Source organism: Streptomyces sp. NBC_01433 (genome assembly GCF_026340105.1).
Lineage (GTDB): Bacteria > Actinomycetota > Actinomycetes > Streptomycetales > Streptomycetaceae > Streptomyces.
The window spans coordinates 357,846-378,401 of record NZ_JAPEPM010000001.1; the positions used below are offsets into that span (position 1 = coordinate 357,846).

Genomic DNA, 20,556 nt, shown 5'->3' on the forward strand with positions numbered 1-20,556 from the left:
CCAGGCTAACGCGGGTGAGGGGGACAGCCGCGCCGATCAGCGCGCGGTCGCGACCGGCGCTTCCATCAGGATGGTGCGGCGCGGGTTGGCCGTCTGGGTGGGCAGGTCGACGGCGTGCTCCGGCAGCTCCGGCGTCTGCAGCGCTTCGGCGTCCTTGAGGTGCGCCAGCGTGGTGCGCCGGGGGTTGGCAATGTTGCGGAACATCATCGTCGTCTTCATCTGCCGTCTGGACCTTGTCGGTGGGGGCGCCGCCCGGAGGGGCGCCGGCTTGTCGGATTCGCCATCCCTAGTAAAGCGTCAGGCTAAACATCCAATTCCCCGCAGCAGCAAGGAAGAGACGACGATCATCATGTGAGTTTGCTCACGAAGTTATCGACAATTCGAACATTACGGTCAGCTGACCCTGCTTCAGGAAACGGACATTGCACCACTGAATCAACCATTCCGCTCCTGATCATGCCGACTGGGACACCCCCCACCCGTCATCAACTCATCCGCAATAGTCCGCTTTAACCATGAACACTCCGCACTGCTTGTTACTCCCTCATCACAACGTGTCACCCAGGTCACAGCCCGGTACGTGGGCCTTGTTGGAGATCCGGCACTGTGCTGGAATTCCACGCACCGCCGCGGGTTTCAGTGCCGGCGCGCAGGGGCGCAACGCAGCGCCGAGTGGCGGCGGGAGGGGGAGAACGCCGGTCACTCACGACCACCATGGGGCGCGTCCAGCGCCCCACGACGCCGACACCGTCCCACCCGCCTGGCGGAGGGGACGCCTGGTCCAGAGGTTGCGACGCTAGTGCAGGGACGTTTCAAGAGGGATGGCAGTGCTCCGGCGGAACAGGAGCCGCGCGGCGGGACCGACCGCGGTTCCTCCCCCCAGCACGCCCAGAACCCCGGACCGGCCGCGACCGGTGAAGGCGGCGACCGTGCACAGCGCTCGGGCACGACGGCGAGCGGCGGCGCCGAGCCGGTCACCCCTCTCAAGCCCCGCGGCCCGATCAACACGGGTTCGCGAATAGCGCTCCGTAACTGGCGCATCAGCACCCGTCTGGTCTCCCTCCTCGCCCTTCCGGTGGTCGCCGCGACCACGCTGGGCGGACTCCGCATCAACGAGTCGATGACCGACATGCAGCAGCTGGAGCACATGCAGCTGCTGACGAGGATGACCAAGCAGGCGACCACGCTCGCCCAGGCACTCCAGGTGGAGCGCGACCAGTCGGCCGGTCCGCTGTCCAACAAGTCGAAGGCGACCGACTACAAGGTCACCGAGCCCCGGAAGAAGACCGACCGGGCCAAGGACGCGTTCTTCGACGCCACGAACGCCATCGGTGACGCCCAGGGCGACGAGGCACTCGAAGGCATCCACGCGAGCGTCGCCCAGATCGCGTCGCTGCTCGGCGACATCCGCACGATCCGCAAGACGGCGTACGCGGACGGCTCCCCCAGCCTCAACACGATCGACCAGTACAGCCAGCTGATCACCTCGCTGCTGAGCCTCTCGCAGGACATGGCGCAGGCGACCAGCAACCCGGAGATGATCAAGCGGACCCGTGCGCTGGCGGCGTTCTCCTCCGCCAAGGAGTACGCCTCGGTCCAGCGGGCGATCATCGCCGCGGCGCTTCCCGGCGGCAGCGTCAAGGAACCGCACCTCAACCCGAACGACCAGCAGTTCGGTCAGAACGCGCTGGCGAAGGAATCCCGGGCCCTCACCTCGTTCAACACGATCTACGGGACCACCGGGGACAGCGCGGCCGAGCTGACGGCCCCGCTGGACAACGGCAACCCCGAGATCAACGCCGCGAACATGTACGCGAAGCGGGTCCTGGACACCACGTCGGACCTCAACGACACCAAGAAGGTCCGCTCGTACCTCGACTGGTACGACCAGAGCTCCACCAAGATCAACGCGATGCAGACGATCGAGGCCACCCTCCTCAGCGACATGGAGGCCAAGGCCCGCGAACTGCGCGAGGCCTCGCAGCGCGAAGCGATCATCAACGGTGCGGTCATCCTGCTCGTGCTCGGTGTCTCGCTGGTCGGCGCCTTCGTCGTGGCACGGTCGATGATCCGCTCGCTGCGGCGCCTTCAGGACACCGCTACGCGTGTTGCGCAGGACCGACTGCCCGAACTCGTCAAGCAGCTCTCCGAGACCGACCCGCAGGATGTCGACACCTCGGTCGAGTCGGTCGGTGTGCACTCCCGGGACGAGATCGGCCAGGTGGCCGCGGCCTTCGACGACGTGCACCGCGAGGCTGTCCGCCTCGCCGCCGAACAGGCGCTGCTGCGGGGCAACGTCAACGCGATGTTCACCAACCTCTCGCGCCGTTCGCAGGGCCTCATCCAGCGTCAGCTCTCGCTCATCTCCGAGCTGGAGTCGCGCGAGGCCGACCCGGACCAGCTGTCCTCGCTCTTCAAGCTCGACCACCTCGCGACCCGTATGCGCCGTAACGGTGAGAACCTGCTGGTTCTCGCCGGTGAGGAGCCCGGCCGGCGGTGGACCCGCCCCGTACCGCTGGTCGACGTGCTCCGTGCCGCCGCCTCCGAGGTGGAGCAGTACGAGCGCATCGAACTGGCCGCGGTGCCCGCCACCGAGGTCGCGGGCCGGGTCGTCAACGACCTCGTGCACCTGCTCGCCGAGCTGCTGGAGAACGCCACGTCGTTCTCCTCGCCGCAGACGAAGGTCCGGGTCACCGGTCACGCGCTGCCCGACGGGCGGGTGCTCGTCGAGATCCACGACACCGGTATCGGCCTGTCCCCCGAGGACCTCGCGGCGATCAACGAGCGGCTCGCCGCGCCGCCCACCGTGGATGTCTCGGTCTCCCGCCGCATGGGCCTGTTCGTGGTCGGCCGGCTGTCCCTGCGTCACGGCATCCGGATCCAGCTGCGCCCCTCCGACTCCGGTGGCACGACCGCGCTGGTCATGCTGCCCGTCGATGTCGCGCACGGCGGCAAGCAGCCGGTGCCGAAGCAGGGCCCCGGTCAGCACTCCGGCGCGCCCGGCGGTCTGCTCGCCGGTACGGGTCCGGGGCCGGGCAGCGCCCCGCGTCCGGGCCTCGGCGGCGGTCCGTCCGCCCCGCCCGCGAAGGGTCTCGGCGCGGGTCCCGGCAGCTCGCGCGGCCAGGTCGGCGCGGGCACCGGCCCGCGGGCCGCACTGCCCTCGCGCGACACCGGGCCGCGTCAGCCGCAGTCCCAGCAGAACAACGGCCCGCAGAATCCTGGCCAGCAGAATCCTGGCCAGCAGAACCCCGGTCAGCAGAATCCCGGCCACCCGAACCAGGCTCCGCAGGGTGGTCCGCAGGACTTCCCGCGCCAGGAACCGCAGCGCCACGGCGGCGGCCTCTCCGGCGCCTTCGGCGGCGGTGCCCGGCTGGGTGCCCGCGGCCAGGGCGAGACGCCCGGCCGTACGGAATCGGGTCAGCCCAACCTGTTCGGCCACGGTGGTCCGGTTCCGCAGGGCCCGAACGCCCGGCAGGACCCGTTCGCACCCCAGGACCCGTTCGCCCAGCGGGACCCGTTCGCCCAGCAGGGCCAGAACGGGCCCGTCCCGCCGCAGCAGCCGCAGCAGCCCCTCCAGGGGCAGAACGGTCCCGGCACCCAGGGCGGTCTCCAGCAGTCCGGCGGCCCTGGCGGCCCCGGTCGTCAGCTGCCGCCGCCCGGTGGTCCGCGTGCCGAGCTGCCCGGGGGCAACCCGCAGCCGCAGCGCCCGCAGGCCACCAGCTGGGGCGTCGAGGAGCGGGGAGCGCCGCGGCGCACCCCGCTGGACGCGCCGCGCGGTCACGAGGAGCCCGACTCCACCGGCCGGTTCGCCCGGCCGGCCGGACCCGGCCAGGACGCCGGACCGGGCCAGGACCGGCCGTTCGACGCCCCGCCGGTCCGGCGTCGGCCCATGGACGACCGTCAGGGCCCCGGCGCCACCGCCGAGTTCGCCCGCCCCGACTTCTCGGCGCCGCAGGCACCTCAGTTCCCCCAGGCGCCGCAGTTCCCGCAGTCCCCGGACGCGCAGGACCCGGCGAGCACCACGCAGTTCGCGCGCCCCGACTTCAACGCCCCGCGTCCACAGGACCAGGGGCTGCCCGCACCGCGTCAGCGCGGCCGGGACGACAGCGACTTCGGCGTGCCGCGTCCATCGGCCTCACCGGCCGGCGAGGCGCCGCACCGTCCCATGCTGCCGCAGCAGCCCCAGCCGGAGGCACTGCCGCCGGCCGGTCCCGGGGACGGGCGGACGCCGCTGTACGACACCCTGGAGACCAACTGGTTCCACGGCCCGCAGCAGGGTGGCCAGCAGCCGCCCGCCGCCGAGCCGCAGGCACCGGGCGCTCCGGACTCCGGGGCTCCCCTGGCCCCCATGCCGCGTCGTGAGGCGGCCGACACCGGGGCCACCGCTTCGTGGCGTGCCTCGCCCAACGACGAACTCGTCCGCCAGGCCGAGCGGGTCAAGAAACCGGCGGCGGGCGGCGTCACCACCTCCGGGCTGCCACGCCGGGTTCCGCGTGCCAATTTGGTGCCGGGCACCGCACAGCAGCAGAATCACCAGACCGGACCTCAGGTTTCGCGTGCGCCCGATGACGTGCGCGGGCGTCTGACCAATCTCCGCCGGGGCATCCAGCAGGGTCGGCAGGCCAACAACGGCCAGTCGACCGGCAGTTTCCAACTCGGCCCCACTCACCAGCAGGAGCGTTAGTTGAGCCCCATGAGTCAGGCCGCGCAGAATCTGAACTGGCTGATCACCAACTTCGTGGACAACACCCCCGGGGTGTCGCACACGGTGGTGGTCTCCGCCGATGGGCTGCTGCTGGCGATGTCCGAGGGATTCCCCCGGGACCGCGCCGACCAGCTCGCCGCCGTCGCCTCCGGGCTCACCTCGCTGACCGCGGGTGCCTCCCGGATCTTCGAGGGCGGTGCCGTCAGTCAGACGGTGGTGGAGATGGAGCGCGGATTCCTCTTCCTGATGTCCATCTCGGACGGTTCCTCGCTGGCCGTTCTCGCCCATCCGGACGCCGACATCGGTCTGGTCGGGTACGAGATGGCCCTGCTGGTGGACCGCGCGGGCACTGTCCTCACGCCCGACCTCCGTGCCGAGCTCCAGGGCAGTCTGCTCCACTAGGCGGCCATGCAGCGGATACCCGACACGATCCCCCCAGGTACTTCCCACAACCCTCACCCGTCCGGCCGCCACAGCCCCCTCACCGGCCCCTTCAGACGGCAAGCCGACAGCCTGTTGTCACGCCCGGAGGATTCATGACCCCGCCACCCGCCTCACACGATCCGTACGGCGCACTGCATCACGCGTCGTACGACGGTGAAGGCGACCAGCCGCTGGTCCGTCCGTACGCCATGACCGGCGGCCGGACCCGGCCGCGCTACCAGCTAGCGATAGAGGCACTGGTCAGCACGACGGCAGACCCCGCGCATCTGGGAACCCTGCTCCCCGAGCACCAGCGGATCTGCCACCTGTGCCGTGAGGTCAAGTCGGTGGCCGAGGTCTCGGCGCTGCTGTCCATGCCGCTCGGCGTGGCCCGGATCCTCGTCGCGGACCTGGCGGAAGCCGGCATGGTGGCCATCCACCAGCCGGGCAATGGAGAGGCCGGCGGCGCGCCGGATGTGACACTGCTCGAAAGGGTGCTCAGTGGACTTCGCAAGCTCTAGCGGCGGTACGGGACGTGCCACCACCTCGGCGAAGATCGTGGTGGCGGGCGGTTTCGGCGTGGGCAAGACCACGTTCGTCGGGGCCGTGTCGGAGATCAATCCGTTGCGTACCGAAGCCGTGATGACGTCCGCGTCCGCGGGCATCGACGACCTGACCCACACCGGGGACAAGACCACCACGACGGTGGCCATGGACTTCGGCCGCATCACCCTGGACCAGGACCTGATCCTGTACCTCTTCGGAACCCCCGGACAGGACCGCTTCTGGTTCATGTGGGACGACCTCGTACGCGGCGCCATCGGCGCCGTCGTCCTCGTCGACACCCGCCGCCTCGCCGACTGCTTCCCCGCCGTCGACTACTTCGAGAACAGCGGCCTCCCCTTCGTCATCGCCCTCAACGGCTTCGACGGACACCAGCCCTACACCCCCGACGAAGTACGCGAAGCACTCCAGATCGGACCCGACGCGCCCATCATCACGACGGACGCCCGCCACCGCGCGGACGCCAAGAGCGGTTTGATCACGCTGGTGGAGCACGCTTTGATGGCCCGCCTCAAGTAGGCGTAAGTCGTTATCGGCATACGGAAGTTGCTGTAGTCACGCGGGGGCGACCTGTGTCCTTTGACACGATCCGCCCCCGCGTTCATAACGTTTCGACAGAGAATTGCCCTTACACCGACACCCGACGCATCCGACCGGTGCCACTGCGCTCACATGAGCCCCGCCTTTTGACGGGGCTCGCTCTTTATGCCCCTTTTATCTGAGGCTTGGACCACTCGGAATGGCTCATTCCGACTGTTTGGAACGCGACCGGTCCTCGTGCTGCAATTCGATGAACTACCGAGCAGTACGGCCCTGAACGAAAAATCCGGCACAGCGTAGGTGCCGACGCCGAGAGGTTGTTGGTCGAGTGAGGCGAAGCAACGAGGGCTCCGCGGCGCGGCCGGAACGGGGTAATTTCACCCCGCCGCCGCGCGCCGCGGCATCGTCTGCGAGCACGTCCGGTCCGGAGGCGGCCGGTGGCAGCACCAGTCGGCTGTCCCCGCGCAACTGGCGGGTGGCCACCCGGCTGAACGCGATCCTCCTGATCCCCGTGCTGGTCGGCCTGGTCATGGGCGGCTTCCAGGTGAAGGGGTCGGTCGACACCTGGAGCGAGGCCCAGGACGCCGAGAGGACCGCGTTGATCGTGCGCGCCGCCTCGGAGTACGGGCAGGCGCTGCTCAACGAGCGTGACCTCACCGCTCAGCCGCTGCTGTCCAACGACCGCGAGGCCGCCGTCGTCGAGCGGGTCCGCGCCACCACGGACGAGGCGCGGACGAAGTTCGACGCCGCCGTGCGGAACATGCCCGCGAAGCAGGGCCTGGAGCGTCGCCTCAAGCTCTTCAAGGCCGAGGAGCCCAAACTCCCCGAGCTGCGCAAGGCCGCCTACGCCGAGGCGCTGGACCCGGTGAAGACCGAAGAGGGTTACACCCAGGTCCAGCACTCGCTGATGGAGTTCTCCAACGAGCTCGGACTCGGCACCGGCAACATCACCAGCTATGGCCGTACGGTCTACGCGATCGAGCTGGCCAAGGCTGCAGAATCGCTTCAGCGCTCCATCGGCATGCATCTGCTGGTGCGCCCCAGCCAGGAGCCCGGCACGTTCAACGGCCAGGTCAAGGCGTTCGGCTCGTACAACTATCTGGAACAGATCGCGCTGGGTGAGTTCAACTCGGGCGGCACCCAGGCGGACGTGGACCGGCTCCAGCGGGTCATGGCGAGCACAGCGGCCGATGGAGCCGAGCGGATCAGGACCGCCAAGCGGCAGGCCGAGGCCGCCGGGAAGAAGTTCGTGGCGCCGCCGAGCGTCGACGGGTCGGTCTTCGACGGCATGGCCCAGCAGATCGGCCAGGGCCAGACGCCCGAGAAGCTGGCGGCCAAGGGCATCACCCCCGAGTCCTGGATGGCCGCCGCCACCGCCAAGTTCGAGGGTTACACCACGGTCGAGGACGAGCTGGTCGACAAGGCGGTCACGGAGGCCGCGGACATCTCCGCCGGCGCGAGGACCGACGCCTTCGTCAACGGCGCCGTCGTGGTCGTCTCGCTGCTGGCCGCCTTCATCCTGGCCGGGCTCATGGCCCGCCAGATGAGCCGCTCGATGCGCCGGCTGCGTACCGCCGCCTTCGGTATCGCCGAGCAGCGGCTGCCGATGCTGGTCGACCAGCTGTCGCGGGCCGATCCCGGCCGGGTCGACACCCGGGTCCAGCCGATCCCGATCACCACCCGGGACGAGATCGGCGAGGTCGCCCGTGCCTTCGACCAGGTGCACCGCGAGGCCGTCCGGCTCGCCGCCGAGCAGGCCATGCTGCGGGGCAACGTCAACGCGATCTTCACCAACCTCTCGCGGCGCAACCAGTCGCTCATCGAGGGCCAGCTGACCCTCATCACCGGCCTGGAGAACAACGAGGCCGACCCGGACCAGCTGGAGAGCCTCTTCAGGCTCGACCACCTGGCCACCCGTATGCGCCGCAACGGCGAGAACCTCCTCGTGCTCGCGGGTGAGGAGCCCGGCCGCCGCTGGAACCAGCCGGTGCCGCTGGTCGACGTGCTGCGGGCCGCCGCCTCCGAGGTGGAGTCCTACGAGCGCATCGAACTCACCGGCGTACCGGAGAGCGAGATCCACGGCCAGGCCGTCACCGACCTGGTGCACCTGCTGGCCGAGCTGCTGGAGAACGCCACCACCTTCTCCTCGCCGCAGACCAAGGTCCGCGTCAACGCGACGCGGCTGCCGGACGGCCGGGTGATGGTCGAGATCCACGACAAGGGCATCGGCCTCACGCCCGAGGACTTCGCCGACATCAACCACAAGCTGGCCAACCCGCCGACCGTGGACGCCGCGGTGTCCCAGCGCATGGGCCTGTTCGTGGTCGGCCGGCTCTCCGACCGGCACGGCATCCGCGTCCAGCTGCGTCCCTCGGGCGAACAGGCGGGGACCACCTCGCTGGTCATGCTGCCGGACGCCATCACCCACGGCGGCGGCGGCGAACCGGCCGCCACCCAGGGGGACTTCACCGTCTCCTCGATCATTCCGCAGCAGCAGTCCTTCCCGGCCGCCCCGCAGCAGCCGCAGATCCGCACCGCGGCCGAACTCGGCTTCGACGACTCGCGGTACGAGGCACCTGCGGGCCCGTCACAGCTGGACCCGGTCGGCCGCTCGCTGCTGCGCGAGGAGCGCCGGGCCGCGCTGGAGTCCCAGCAGCCCCAGTCCCCGTCCACGTCCCAGCCGTACGCGCAGGACCAGTACGGCCAGGAGCAGTACGGCCAGGAGCAGTACGCCCAGGGCCCGTACGCCCAGGAACCCCGGCAGCAGGAGTACGAGCGGAATTCGTACGGGAACGGCTACGATCCGTACGCCACCGGGACCGGCTACCCCCCGCAGGCACAACAGCCGGAGCAGACACAACAGGGTGACTATCCGGAATCGGCATATGCCGCCCCTGATGCTCCGCAGGCCCCGTACGCCGATCAGTACACCTCCGGCAACGAACAGCCCCACCAGGATGGTTGGCCTGATCAGAGCGGGTATCAGGGCACGTATGAGCCTGTTGCCCAAGCCGAAGCGGAATCTGCACCCAGCGCTCCCGCAGAGCCTCGGGAGCGCGTAGGCTTCGATCGTCCGGGGCCTACCCCGAACGACGGCCACGAGCTGACCGAAGCCGGTCTGCCGCGCCGGGGCGGTCAGCAGCACTGGCAGCCCACCGGCCGCGGAAACGATCAGTCTGTCGCAGCTCGGCAGCAGCCGCAGCAGGAACAGCCGCAGCAGCAGCCGGAGCAACAGGCCGCGCAGGCGAACGGGGACGGCCCCGACGACTGGCGCTCGACGAACGACGAGCGCTGGGAGCGGGCCGAGAAGCTCCGTGAACCGAAGGCGGGCGGGATCACCCCCTCCGGTCTTCCCCGGCGTGTGCCCAAGGCCAATCTGGTCGAGGGCACGGCGGAGCAGACCCAGCAGGGCGGCCCACAGGTCTCCCGTGCCCCCGAGGACGTCCGCGGCAGGTTGAGCAGACTGCGGCGCGGCGTCCAGCGGGGACGCAGTGCGGGGTCGGACACAAGTACCACCTACAACCAGGAGCGTTAGTGTGAGCCCGATGAGCCAGGCGGCGCAGAATCTCAACTGGTTGATCACCAACTTCGTGGACAACACCCCTGGGGTGTCGCACACGGTGGTGGTCTCCGCCGACGGACTCCTGCTGGCGATGTCCGAGGGTTTCCCGCGCGACCGCGGCGACCAGTTGGCGGCTGTCGCCTCCGGTCTGACGTCGCTGACCGCGGGCGCCTCGCGGATCTTCGAAGGCGGCGCCGTGAATCAGACGGTTGTGGAGATGGAGCGTGGATTCCTCTTCATTATGTCCATCTCCGACGGTTCCTCCCTCGCCGTCCTCGCCCACCCGGATGCCGATATCGGTCTTGTCGGGTACGAAATGGCACTTCTCGTCGACCGCGCGGGCGGGGTCCTGACCCCGGACCTCCGTGCCGAGCTCCAGGGAAGTCTTCTTAACTAGTAGACGGACAGTGCGTTTCTCGCCACCGCGCCATAAGGTGCGTTGGCGCGGCCCCACTGGGATCGGCGACCGGCAGTCGGAGGAGGAAACGTGGCAGCACCCACAGACGGGCACCCGTACGACGGTGCCCGGAGGGTTCCGGGTGAGCACGGTGACAACCGCTTCAACTCCCCCTCCACGCCCGGCGGACAGGGTCCGCAGGAGCCCTATCAGCAACAGCCCCACCAGCCGTACCAGCAGCAGCCGCACTATCCTTACCAGCCGCAACAGCCGTACCAGCAGCCGTATCAGCAGCCGCAGCAGCCCAGGCGTGCGCAGGGATCCGACTGGCCCCCGCAGCACCCGGACGCGGGGTGGCCCCAACAGCCCCAGCAGCCGCAGCGGTACGACTCGCCGCGGCAGCCCCTCATTCAGCCGGTGCAGCCGCGGCAGGCCCCCGAGCCTGCCGCGCACTCCGCGCACAACCCGCTGGTCCGTCCGTACGCCATGACCGGCGGCCGGACCCGGCCGCGTTACCAGCTCGCCATCGAGGCGCTGGTCAGCACCACGGCCGATCCGTCCCGGCTGCAAGGGCAGTTGCCCGAGCACCAGCGGATCTGCCGGCTCTGCATCGAGATCAAGTCGGTGGCCGAGATTTCGGCCCTTCTTTCGATCCCGCTCGGCGTTGCCCGCATCCTCGTGGCCGACCTGGCCGAGGCCGGACTCGTCGCTATCCATCAGCCCGGCGGCGACGAGGCCGCCGGCGGCCAGCCAGATGTGACACTGCTCGAAAGGGTGCTCAGTGGACTTCGCAAGCTCTAGCGGCGGAGCGGCCCGCTCCACTACCTCGGCGAAGATCGTGGTGGCAGGGGGCTTCGGCGTGGGTAAAACCACGTTTGTCGGTGCTGTTTCGGAGATCAATCCGTTGCGTACCGAAGCCGTGATGACGTCCGCGTCCGCGGGCATCGACGACCTGACCCACACCGGGGACAAGACCACCACGACGGTGGCCATGGACTTCGGCCGCATCACCCTGGACCAGGACCTGATCCTGTACCTCTTCGGAACCCCCGGACAGGACCGCTTCTGGTTCATGTGGGACGACCTCGTACGCGGCGCCATCGGCGCCGTCGTCCTCGTCGACACCCGCCGCCTCGCCGACTGCTTCCCCGCCGTCGACTACTTCGAGAACAGCGGCCTCCCCTTCGTCATCGCCCTCAACGGCTTCGACGGACACCAGCCCTACACCCCCGACGAAGTACGCGAAGCACTCCAGATCGGACCCGACACCCCGATCCTCACCACGGACGCCCGCCACCGCGCGGACGCCAAGAGCGCGCTCATCACGCTGGTCGAGCACGCCCTGATGGCCCGCCTGCGCTGACGGCCCCGGCCGCGCACGCAAGAGCCCCGCACTCCTGGGAGTGCGGGGCTTTCCCGTGTGTGCCGGGTCCGTCGCGGCGGGCTCCGCGGCCCGCCTCGGGCCGCTGCCGGTGGCTAGTCCCGCCGGCCGCCCTCAGCGGCCGTTCTCAGCCCTGCCAGCTGTGCGGGGCACGGAAGCCGGGAGTGCGCTCCAGACGGCGCCATCCGGCCGTGTCACGGCCGCGGTGGGCGGGGGCTGCGGGCCGGGACGCCGCGCGGGCGAGCAGAACCGCGGTGATGGCCGCGAGCTCCTCGGGGTCGGCGTGACCCTTCTCGACGCGCAGCACTGACTCGGCAGGAGTGGTGCTCATAGGTGTGTCTCCGTCTTCTCGGCAGGGTGTCGCGGTCTCCGGCGGGGTCACCGCCGCGGGCCGCGGCTACTGCGGCGGGTTGCCGTGCTTACGGGACGGCAGGTCGGCGTGCTTGTTGCGGAGCATCGCGAGCGAGGCGATCAGCACCTCGCGGGTCTCGGCGGGGTCGATGACGTCATCGACGAGGCCGCGCTCCGCCGCGTAGTAGGGGTGCATCAGTTCGGCCTTGTACTCCTTGACCATGCGCGCCCGCATGGCCTCGGGGTCCTCGGCCTCCGCGATCTGGCGCCGGAAGATGACGTTGGCGGCACCTTCGGCGCCCATCACCGCGATCTCGTTGGTGGGCCAGGCGTACGTGAGGTCGGCGCCGATGGACTGGCTGTCCATGACGATGTAGGCGCCTCCGTAGGCCTTGCGCAGGATCAGCGAGATCCTCGGCACGGTGGCGTTGCAGTAGGCGTAGAGCAGCTTCGCGCCGTGCCGGATGATCCCACCGTGCTCCTGATCGACACCGGGCAGGAAGCCGGGTACGTCCAAAAGAGTGATGATGGGAATGTTGAATGCATCACACATCTGGACGAATCGTGCGGCCTTCTCGGACGCCTCGATGTCCAGGACCCCGGCCAGCGCCTGCGGCTGGTTGGCGACGATGCCGACCACGGCACCGTCCATGCGGGCCATCGCGCAGATGATGTTGCGGGCCCAGCGTTCGTGGATCTCCAGGTAGTCGCCGTCGTCGACGAGCTCCTCGATGACCTTGTGCATGTCGTACGGGCGGTTGCCGTCGGCGGGGACCAGGTCCAGCAGGACGTCACCGCGCCGGTCGGCCGGGTCGTCGCTCGCCACCGTCGGCGGGTTCTCACGGTTGTTCGAGGGCAGCATCCCGATCAGATACCGGACCTCCGCGATACAGGTCTCCTCGTCGTCGTACGCGAAATGCGCCACGCCCGACGTCTCGGCGTGCACATCCGCACCGCCCAGACCGTTCTGCGAGATCTCCTCGCCCGTCACTGCCTTCACCACGTCCGGCCCCGTGATGAACATCTGCGACGTCTCACGCACCATGAACACGAAGTCCGTCAGCGCCGGGCTGTAGGCCGCACCACCCGCACACGGACCGAGCATCACACTGATCTGCGGGATCACCCCCGACGCCCGCGTGTTCCGCTGGAAGATGCCGCCGTACCCGGCCAGCGCCGAGACGCCCTCCTGGATACGGGCACCCGCACCGTCGTTCAGCGACACCAGCGGCGCACCCGCCGAGATCGCCATGTCCATGATCTTGTGGATCTTCGTCGCATGGGCCTCGCCCAGCGCCCCGCCGAAGATCCGGAAGTCGTGCGCGTACACGAAGACCGTCCGGCCCTCGACCGTGCCCCACCCCGTGATCACACCGTCCGTGTAAGGCTTCTTCGCCTCCAGGCCGAACCCCGTCGCCCGGTGGCGCCGCAGCTGCTCGACCTCCTTGAACGAGTCCGGGTCCAGCAGCAGCCCGATACGCTCACGCGCCGTCAGCTTGCCCTTCGCGTGCTGCGCCTCGGTCGCACGGTCGCTCGGTCCGCGCCTCGCCTGCTCGCGCAGGGCCAGCAGCTCGGCCACCCGGCCACGGGTGTCGGTCGGGTCACCCGGGGTTTCCTCCACAACGGTCATGTATCGACCCTACGAACCCCGACCCAGAAACCCTGCCGTCGACTCCGGACAGTCTCCTGCCCCGTTTGGTGGTGGGAGTGAACAGAACCCGTTCCCCATGCAGCCGAACCACCAGCTCAGCACCGCTCCGCTTTGTGGATCTCCCACAAAGCGGAGTGGTGTGGTGTACATCACGCGGCAGGGCCGGTCAGCGCACCTCGCAGCGCAGTGTGGCGCCTTCGGTACCCGGCGAGGCGCGCAGCACGAGCCGGTTGCCCATCGCGCGGACCTCGATCCCCGGATCGGTACGGACCACCGTACGCACCGGGCGGTCCCAGGCCACGTCCACCGGGGCGCCCGACCGGTCGGGGCCGCTGACGCAGAGCGTAGTGGAGTGCCGCCCCTGCCTGACAAGGACGCTCGCCGGGCCCGTGGCGGAAAGCGGCCCTGCCGCGCCGGGCTGCCAGAAGTTGGCGGCGGTCAGGCCCAGCGAGCGGACGGCGACGGCCTGCGCCGCGGCCGTGTTGGCGAGAACCTTCAACCAGCCCCGGTCCGCACCCCTGGCCGCCACCGTGCGCCGGTCGGCACCCGGCATCAGCAGATAGACGTAGTCGGCGCCTGCCGGGTCCGTGCCGTGGTCGAGCCAGAGCGTCTGCCAGTGGCGGGTCTCGCGGGCGGTGGAGCTAGTGGTGTTGATGTCGGCCCAGGCGCCGGTCCTGGCCTCGCGCAGCGTGCGCAGGGCAGCGCCGCCGGGCAGGACCCAGCCGCCGTGTCCTTCCAGGTGGGCCCAGCGCGGGCGGTCCCGGCCGTCGAGGGTGAAGGGGTGGGCGTCACCGTCCGGGCCGAGGTTGCGGTTGTCCACGACCGTCTCGACGGGCACCCCGTCGGTGGCGGTGATCCCCGCGCCGAGGCAGATGACCGCGTCGGCGGCGCAGAACCAGGACTTGCGGGCCTCCAGCGTGGAGCCGAGGCCCTTGACGTGCTGCCCGACCGCGGCGAATTCCCCGTCGTGGGCGCCGCCGGTCCACCGTACGGCGGGCCGGGGCTCGCCCCATTCGCCGCCCGCCCGGTCGGCGAGGCGCTTGGTGGAGACGGTGATGCCGGGCAGGCGGTACCAGTCCACGGTTGGCCAGAACCAGTCGGTGTACTGGTCGCCCCGCTCGGTCCCCGGCCACCAGTAGAGCATCCCCGCCCCGGTGTGCCAGGCGCGCGGGTTCTCCCCGTTGCCGCACTCGTAGGAGCTGATGCGCTCCGAGGACATGGCGATGTTGGCGGCCCAGCCGGGGCGGCGGTGGACGGCCCGGTCCATGGCCGCGAACAGGGTGTGGCCGACGGGCTCCGGGGCGGCGGGCACGGACGCCGCGGCGGCGGCGTGCAGCCGGGCGAGGTCGGCGATGTCGAACTGCGGGGCGGCGAGGATCGGGGAGGTGGTGTCCCGCTCGATCCAGCCCTTGATCATCCCGTTCCACCGGTCGCGCTCGGCGGCGGACGCCCCGCCCGCGAGCAGGGCGATGGCCGCGATCAGGCCCTGCCCGTGGAAGTGGTCGGAGCGCAGCACCCGGCGCTCGTCGCCCTTGAGCAGGCCCCGGCTGATGGCGCGGCCGTTGACGCTGTCCATCGCCAGGCCGTTGAGGATCAGGGGTGCGTAGGCGTGCTCGACGCTGTCCAGGATGGTCTGCCGGCCCGGGTCGGTGACCTCCCAGGTGGACCCGGCGAGCAGCGCGAACAGCCGGCCGAGGCCGTCGAGCATGACCTGCCCGTACGTCCCCGAGTACGCGACCCAGGTGTGCTGGACGAAGGAGCCGTCGGCGTAGAGCCCGTCGCCCTTCGTCACGTACGGGAAGACGGGCGAGAGGGCGTCGCGGGCCAGCGCGGTCTTGGCGGTCTGCCGGCCGAGGATGCCGCGCAGGGCGACGGAGCGGCAGAGGTCGACCCGGTTGGCCCCGGTGGAGGTGCCGCTGTAGTCGCGGAGCATGGCGTCGGGGATGAAGTGGTCGACGGCCGCGCAGGCGGCCTGCCGCTGCTCCTCGGTGAGGTGGTCGTGGAGGACGGCGACGATGTCCATGAGGAGGCGGGGGCTGCCGATCTGCCACTCCCACCAGTTCCCGTAGCGGGTGGTGGACGGGTTGTAGACCGTCGCGCCGAGGTGGTCGAGGCCGCGCACGACATCGGCGAGGAGCCCGGCGTCCCCGGTGTGCCCGGTGCCCGGCTGGGCGTACGCCCGGGTCATGGTCCACAGGCGGCTGTAGCTCTGGGTGATGCCGGACGGCGGGTCGAAGGTCAGGCCGGGCCAGAGGGAGTGCGGGGCCGGGCTCATGGACGTACGGAATCCGGCGGCGGACGCGCCGGTCGCGGCGAGGCGGGAGGCGTAGGGCTCGGCGGCCGCGTCGTAGCCGGTGCCGAGGGCGAGGCCGGTCCAGCGCAGGCGGAGGGTGTCGAACTCCGTGTCGTCGGGGGCCGGTGACGGGCCGGCGGCGTGGGCCGGTCCCGGCAGGGAGAGGCCGAGGGCAGTGGCACTGCCGGTGGCCAGGAAGGCGCGGCGCGACCAGGCGGCGGCGGGCGTGAGCGGCACGGATGAACCTCCGGGGGCGGGGGGCCCGGACGCCCGGCCCGGACCCGGTCGTGCGACCTGATCCGGGCGGCCGGCCGGGGCCCCGAACGGTGTGGACCGGGCGCCCGCCGGTCTAGCACGGGCCCGGTCGGGACGAAAGAGCGGGAGCAGAGGCAGAGGGGGCGGAGCGAAAGGGGTGGGGCGCCGCGGCCGGACGCGGAGATGGGGCGGCGCGCCGGATGAGGAAGGCGAAGGGGCGCGGCCGGGTGTCGGCCGCGCCCCTCCCCCTCTCAGCTTCCGCAGTGGAAGCGGGCGTTGCCCCAGTCGGCGTGGTCGTTGCCGTTGCCGTCGCCGCCGTCGTCGACGACCAGCTCGGCATACCGCGCGCCGGTCACATCGGCGGTGAGCGGCCAGGCGGCGTCGGTCGCCTTGAGCACCGGCGACGTCACCTTCCCGGTGCCGTCGGCGGTGACGGAGAACCGCACGCTGCCGCGCGAGGTCTGGACGTCGTCCACGCCCACCTCGGCGGTGAAGGAGGTGCACTTCCCGCCCAGGTAGTAGCGGACCTTCGCCGGGGCGTGGGCGCCGAGGCCCTTGGCGTACGTGACCCCGCCGATCTTCAGCGGGGAGCCGTCGCCGGTCCCCGTCTCACCGTTGGAGAGGTCGCGCTCGACCGGTCCCCAGCCGTTCTCGGAGGCCGTCCAGTCCAGGTCACTGGCCCAGCTGTCCGTGGTGGGCGGCGGCGGCAGGGTGCGTACGGAGGTCTGCGCGCCCAGCTTCCGCCCCGTGCCACCGACCGTGTACGTGGCCTGCGAACTCAGCTGGTACGTCCGGTACTCGGCGTCCAGCGGCGGGGTGACCCGCCAGGTGCCGGTGACCTTCGCGCCCGGCGCCACCGAGTCGAACGTGACGGCGCCCGCGGGCTGTGCGGTCCAGCCCTCGGGCACGGTGAGGGCCACCTCGACGCCGGTCGCCGCCGTGGTCTCGAAGTTGCTGAAGGACGCCTTCACCGTGTTGGCCTCGCCGGGCACCAGGGTCTCGGCGTCGGCGGCGACGGCGAGGGTGGCGCAGACGGCCTCCTCACCGGCCGGGGCCGGGCCGAGGTCGGTGACGGTGAAGCCGTCGAGGACGAAGTCGGCGCCCTCGGGGGCGTCCCCGCGCTTGCGCAGCCCGGTCCAGGTGTCGCCGCAGCCCGCGGTGAGCGTCTCGGTGAAGTGGCCGGTGGTGCGCTGCTCGCCGATGGGTGTGGTCCGGGTCGCGGTGGCGGCGGGGGTGCCGTCGGCGGTGATCCGGTCGTAGCCGTCGACCCACTCGTAGGCCCCGGCGTGGCTGGACTGGTAGTCGTACTCGACCCGGTAGCGGCGGCCGTCGGTCATGGGCACGGTCCAGGGGGCCGTGCGGTAGACGAGGCCGGTGTTCTCCTCGTGCGCCTTCAGCGACTCCTTGCCGCCCAGCACGTCATCGACGCGCTTTCCGTTCCAGCCGGCCTGCGTGTACGGGGCGTGCAGCTGGGAGACGCTGGTGCGGGGGTCGGTGCTGCCGCCCGCGTCACCCTTGAGGAAGGGCCCCCAGCCCTGGTCGACGTCCTCGAAGTCCTCGTACACGACCGTGTTCTTCCTGGTCGTGGGCGCGTTCTCGACGAGGCGTACGTCATCGGCGCGGACCGTGACGGTACTGCCCCCGGCCGCTTCGATACGGAGTGTGGTGCGGCCGTTCGCGGGGGCGGTGAAGTTCACCTTGGCCCGCTGGAAGTAGGTGCCGTTCCAGTCGGAGGCGGCGACCTGGTCCTTCAAGGTGGAGCGGTCCACGGCGACGGACTTCCCGCCCGCCGAGAGGGTGGTGTGCCTGCTCCCGCCGGGCTCCACCTCGATGAGGGCCGAGGCGGTGTAGCGCTTGCCGGGCTTGAGGCCGGTGACGCGCTGGGAGACCGAGGCGGCGGGTGAGCCCGAGAGCTCGACGCTGTTGCGGCCCTGGTCGTCGGTGTCGCGGGCGGCGGTGCCGGTACGGGTCCAGGTCTTGAGCCCGTCGTCGTTGAAGCCGGGGTCGGCGACCGGGGTGCCCTCGCCCCAGCGGGGGTCGGCGGCCTTCGGGGCGTGGTCCGGGTAGAGGACGTACGGCTGCCCGGCGGCGGCCTTCACCGTGATCCTCCCGTTGGTGGGGCGGACGGTGGTGACCTTCTCGCGGCCGTTGTCGGTGAGCTTGTAGACGGTGTACGCACCCTTGCCGGGCACCTCCCAACTACTGCTGCCACCTGCCTTGTTGTAGTGGTACAGCTTCTTCCCGCCGTCCCACGGCAGCAGGTAGTCGCTGCCGCTGAGGACCTTGCGGCCGTGGTCGTAGAAGGTGCGCTTTCCGTCCTCGACGGTGCCCCGCACGCCACCGGTGAAGGTGATGTCGTTGCCGGCCCAGCGGGTGATCCGCTCCTGCTGGAGGTACTTCGCGGGCAGGTTCCGCTGCCAGATGTTGGCGTAGAAGGCGTTCCAGTCGGTCTCGCCCGTCCAGCCCTCGAACTCCTCGATGGCGCTCTGGCCGAGGACCGGGTCGTTGTTCCAGATGTCCTTCTCGCCGTTGCGGATGAACCGGATGATCTGCGAGTTGAGGCCCTTGTTGGTGGCCCCGCCGTAGTTCAGGTCGTTCGCCCAGTGCGACCACAGGGAGCCGCGCTCGAACTTGTCGGCCCACTCGGTGCCGACGTTCCAGCCCTGCCGCTGCACGGCCTGGAGCGTCTTGTCGGCGATCCAGCCGTGGGAGTAGTAGACGTCGATGTAGAGCAGGCTGAGGTTCTTGTCGGTCTCGTCGCGCAGCTGCTGGAAGCGCCGGGCCAGGTCGCCGCTGTTGATGTCGCGGCGCTGGTCGATGTAGTAGCTCTGGTTGAGCCAGTTCCAGCCGGGCTTGGTCTTGTCGACCAGCTTCTCGTCGAAGGCCTTCGCCTCGGGGTACGACTCGGTGGCGTTGACGTGGACGCCGAAGGTGGCGCCCCACTTCTTGCCGTTCTTGAGCAGCGCGTTGAGGTCCTTCAGCCCGCCGGCGCGCTTGTTGTAGTTGCCGCCGTAGTCCGGGTGGGCGGAGTCGTGCCCCTCGGAGCCGTATCCCTTGAGGAGGGCGAGCTGGCCGAGGCCGTCGGTGGCCTGCGAGATCCGTTTGACGTCGTCCAGGGTGCGCAGGAAGGGGTGGGTGGCCTGGCTGGCGAAGTTGAACGGGATGTGGGTGACGACCCGGTCCGGGGTGTCCTCGCCACCGGGTGCGGCGATGCCGATGCCGCGGAAGGCGATGGCACCGTCCTGCCAGTCGACGGTCCTGTCCCCGTTGGCGTCGGGCGTGACGACGACCTTCGCCCAGGGGAGGTCCGCCCCGCTCTCGGGCTTCGGCGCGCCCTCGCCCCGGTAGGTCCACTGGCCGGACCAGACGCCGACCCGGACGCCGCCGTCCTCGGCCTTGCGGGCCTGGTGCCAGAAGCGGGCGTCGTCGCCACCGGTGGCACCCGCGGGCTTGTCGTAGGAGGAGTTGGACTCGACGGCCGCGGCGAGGGCGCCGGTGTGGACGATCGCGTAACTGGCGCCGACGGGTGCGGGGTCGGCCGCCGTGTCCTCGGTGACCTTCCCGAAGACGTCGGCGGTCCGCGTCGAGTCCGGGTCGAGCTTGGTGAAGGCGGTCGCCGCGCCGGTGTCCGCGGAGCCGACGGAGACCAGGTCGTGCCCGGGTATGTCGATGGTGCCGACCCGGAACGCCGCGGTGTCGCGGACGGCGGTCACCTTGAAGGTGGTGGCGCGTCCGGAGACGGAGAGCGTGGCGTCGATCTCGATGCCGGGCAGGTCGGTGAAGGTGAGGGTGTAGCGGGCGGTGGAGGCGGTGACCTTGGGTGCGCCCTTGATGGCGACCGGGTGGGCGGTGCCGTTGAGGGTGACGGCGGTGACCGGCCGGGTGCTGCCGAGGAGCCGCTTCCCACTGGCCCGGTCGGTGTACGACAGGACGCGCGGGAAGTCGTCGGCGACGGCGACGGAGAGCTGCGCGGATCCGATGACGGCGGAGCCGCTGGGGTCGGCCGCCTCGGCTGCGGCGGGGAGCGGGTCGGCGGCTGCGGCGGGGAGGCTGGTCCCCACGAGCGCCAGGACGGCTGCTGAGGCGGCGGCGACGGCGCCTACCGAAGTGAATCTTCGCGACATGGCCCCTGAGTAGTCGCCGTGTCGGGACAGCGTCAACGACGTACGCCTTCAAGGGCCGTCGCAGTCCAACAACCGCCATGCGTTAGTCCAAGTCGGGAGCGCACGGGCCGGACAGGGTGGCGCGTTCATTTGGTGATCACCGAGTCCGCCGCCCTGTCGGCCCGCCCCCGTCCGCTTTTGGACGGAGACCGCCAAGTGCCTTGAATCAGCGTCGAGTTGTGAAGACTCGGAATTTCTGAGAGCGCTCTCAGTCACAAGTATTGACGCTCACCCCGGGCGTCGCGAGAGTGGTGCGCACCGTAGACGCCCC

13 protein-coding genes are annotated in these 20,556 nt (G+C 70.5%); 8 read left to right on the forward strand and 5 right to left on the reverse strand.

The annotated features are described in order from the left end of the window. Positions 1–36 precede the first annotated feature (36 nt). A complete protein-coding gene (locus OG413_RS01540; RefSeq protein ID WP_266802472.1) occupies positions 37–219 on the reverse strand; it encodes a hypothetical protein in 183 nt (60 codons plus the stop codon). Between the two features lie 580 nt (positions 220–799). On the opposite strand from OG413_RS01540, the gene OG413_RS01545 reads away from it, so the two are divergent. The 8 genes from OG413_RS01545 (at position 800) to OG413_RS01580 (ending at position 11,554) form a co-directional block, all read left to right on the forward strand. Further along, positions 800–4,684, forward strand: coding sequence for a sensor histidine kinase (locus OG413_RS01545; RefSeq protein ID WP_266802473.1), 3,885 nt, complete (start codon positions 800–802; stop codon positions 4,682–4,684). Continuing rightward, entirely contained in the window at positions 4,685–5,107 is a 423-nt protein-coding gene (locus tag OG413_RS01550) for a roadblock/LC7 domain-containing protein (protein ID WP_003966009.1), read from the forward strand. Positions 5,108–5,241: 134 nt separating this feature from the next. Then, positions 5,242–5,649 carry a DUF742 domain-containing protein gene (locus OG413_RS01555; RefSeq protein WP_073726950.1) on the forward strand — a complete coding sequence of 136 codons (408 nt, stop codon included), beginning with the start codon at positions 5,242–5,244 and terminating at the stop codon, positions 5,647–5,649. Beyond that, entirely contained in the window at positions 5,630–6,211 is a 582-nt protein-coding gene (locus tag OG413_RS01560) for an ATP/GTP-binding protein (protein ID WP_003966011.1), read from the forward strand. Before OG413_RS01555 ends, OG413_RS01560 begins: the two co-directional genes overlap by 20 nt. Before the next feature lie 349 nt (positions 6,212–6,560). Next, positions 6,561–9,767: a nitrate- and nitrite sensing domain-containing protein gene (locus tag OG413_RS01565; protein WP_266802474.1), complete on the forward strand. Its 3,207-nt coding sequence runs from the start codon at positions 6,561–6,563 to the stop codon at positions 9,765–9,767. A 10-nt stretch (positions 9,768–9,777) separates the two neighbouring features. Next, positions 9,778–10,191, forward strand: a complete 414-nt coding sequence (locus OG413_RS01570; protein WP_266809807.1) for a roadblock/LC7 domain-containing protein — start codon at positions 9,778–9,780, stop codon at positions 10,189–10,191. Between the two features lie 90 nt (positions 10,192–10,281). Beyond that, complete coding sequence (locus OG413_RS01575) at positions 10,282–10,992, forward strand: DUF742 domain-containing protein (protein WP_266802475.1); 711 nt, start codon at positions 10,282–10,284, stop codon at positions 10,990–10,992. Beyond that, complete coding sequence (locus OG413_RS01580) at positions 10,973–11,554, forward strand: ATP/GTP-binding protein (RefSeq protein WP_014048542.1); 582 nt, start codon at positions 10,973–10,975, stop codon at positions 11,552–11,554. Before OG413_RS01575 ends, OG413_RS01580 begins: the two co-directional genes overlap by 20 nt. A 145-nt stretch (positions 11,555–11,699) precedes the next feature. Here OG413_RS01580 and OG413_RS01585 read toward each other — a convergent pair whose 3' ends face one another. The 4 genes from OG413_RS01585 to OG413_RS01600 all read right to left on the reverse strand — a co-directional run bounded on the left by OG413_RS01585 (position 11,700) and on the right by OG413_RS01600 (position 20,246). Further along, a complete protein-coding gene (locus OG413_RS01585) occupies positions 11,700–11,903 on the reverse strand; it encodes an acyl-CoA carboxylase subunit epsilon (RefSeq protein ID WP_266802476.1) in 204 nt (67 codons plus the stop codon). 66 nt (positions 11,904–11,969) lie between these two features. Continuing rightward, positions 11,970–13,553, reverse strand: a complete 1,584-nt coding sequence (locus OG413_RS01590; protein WP_266802477.1) for an acyl-CoA carboxylase subunit beta — start codon at positions 13,551–13,553, stop codon at positions 11,970–11,972. A gap of 187 nt (positions 13,554–13,740) precedes the next feature. Then, positions 13,741–16,026 carry a polysaccharide lyase 8 family protein gene (locus OG413_RS01595; RefSeq protein ID WP_266809808.1) on the reverse strand — a complete coding sequence of 762 codons (2,286 nt, stop codon included), beginning with the start codon at positions 16,024–16,026 and terminating at the stop codon, positions 13,741–13,743. A 347-nt stretch (positions 16,027–16,373) separates the two neighbouring features. After that, entirely contained in the window at positions 16,374–20,246 is a 3,873-nt protein-coding gene (locus tag OG413_RS01600) for an endo-alpha-N-acetylgalactosaminidase family protein (RefSeq protein WP_266802478.1), read from the reverse strand. Between the last annotated feature and the right edge of the window lie 310 nt (positions 20,247–20,556).

Coding starts and splice junctions, on each gene's coding strand:
- OG413_RS01540 (WP_266802472.1), bottom strand. CDS start 219: ATGAAGACGACGATGATGTTCCGCAACATTGCCAACCCCCGGCGCACC.
- OG413_RS01555 (WP_073726950.1), top strand. CDS start 5,242: ATGACCCCGCCACCCGCCTCACACGATCCGTACGGCGCACTGCATCAC.
- OG413_RS01570 (WP_266809807.1), top strand. CDS start 9,778: ATGAGCCAGGCGGCGCAGAATCTCAACTGGTTGATCACCAACTTCGTG.
- OG413_RS01585 (WP_266802476.1), bottom strand. CDS start 11,903: ATGAGCACCACTCCTGCCGAGTCAGTGCTGCGCGTCGAGAAGGGTCAC.
- OG413_RS01590 (WP_266802477.1), bottom strand. CDS start 13,553: ATGACCGTTGTGGAGGAAACCCCGGGTGACCCGACCGACACCCGTGGC.
- OG413_RS01600 (WP_266802478.1), bottom strand. CDS start 20,246: ATGTCGCGAAGATTCACTTCGGTAGGCGCCGTCGCCGCCGCCTCAGCA.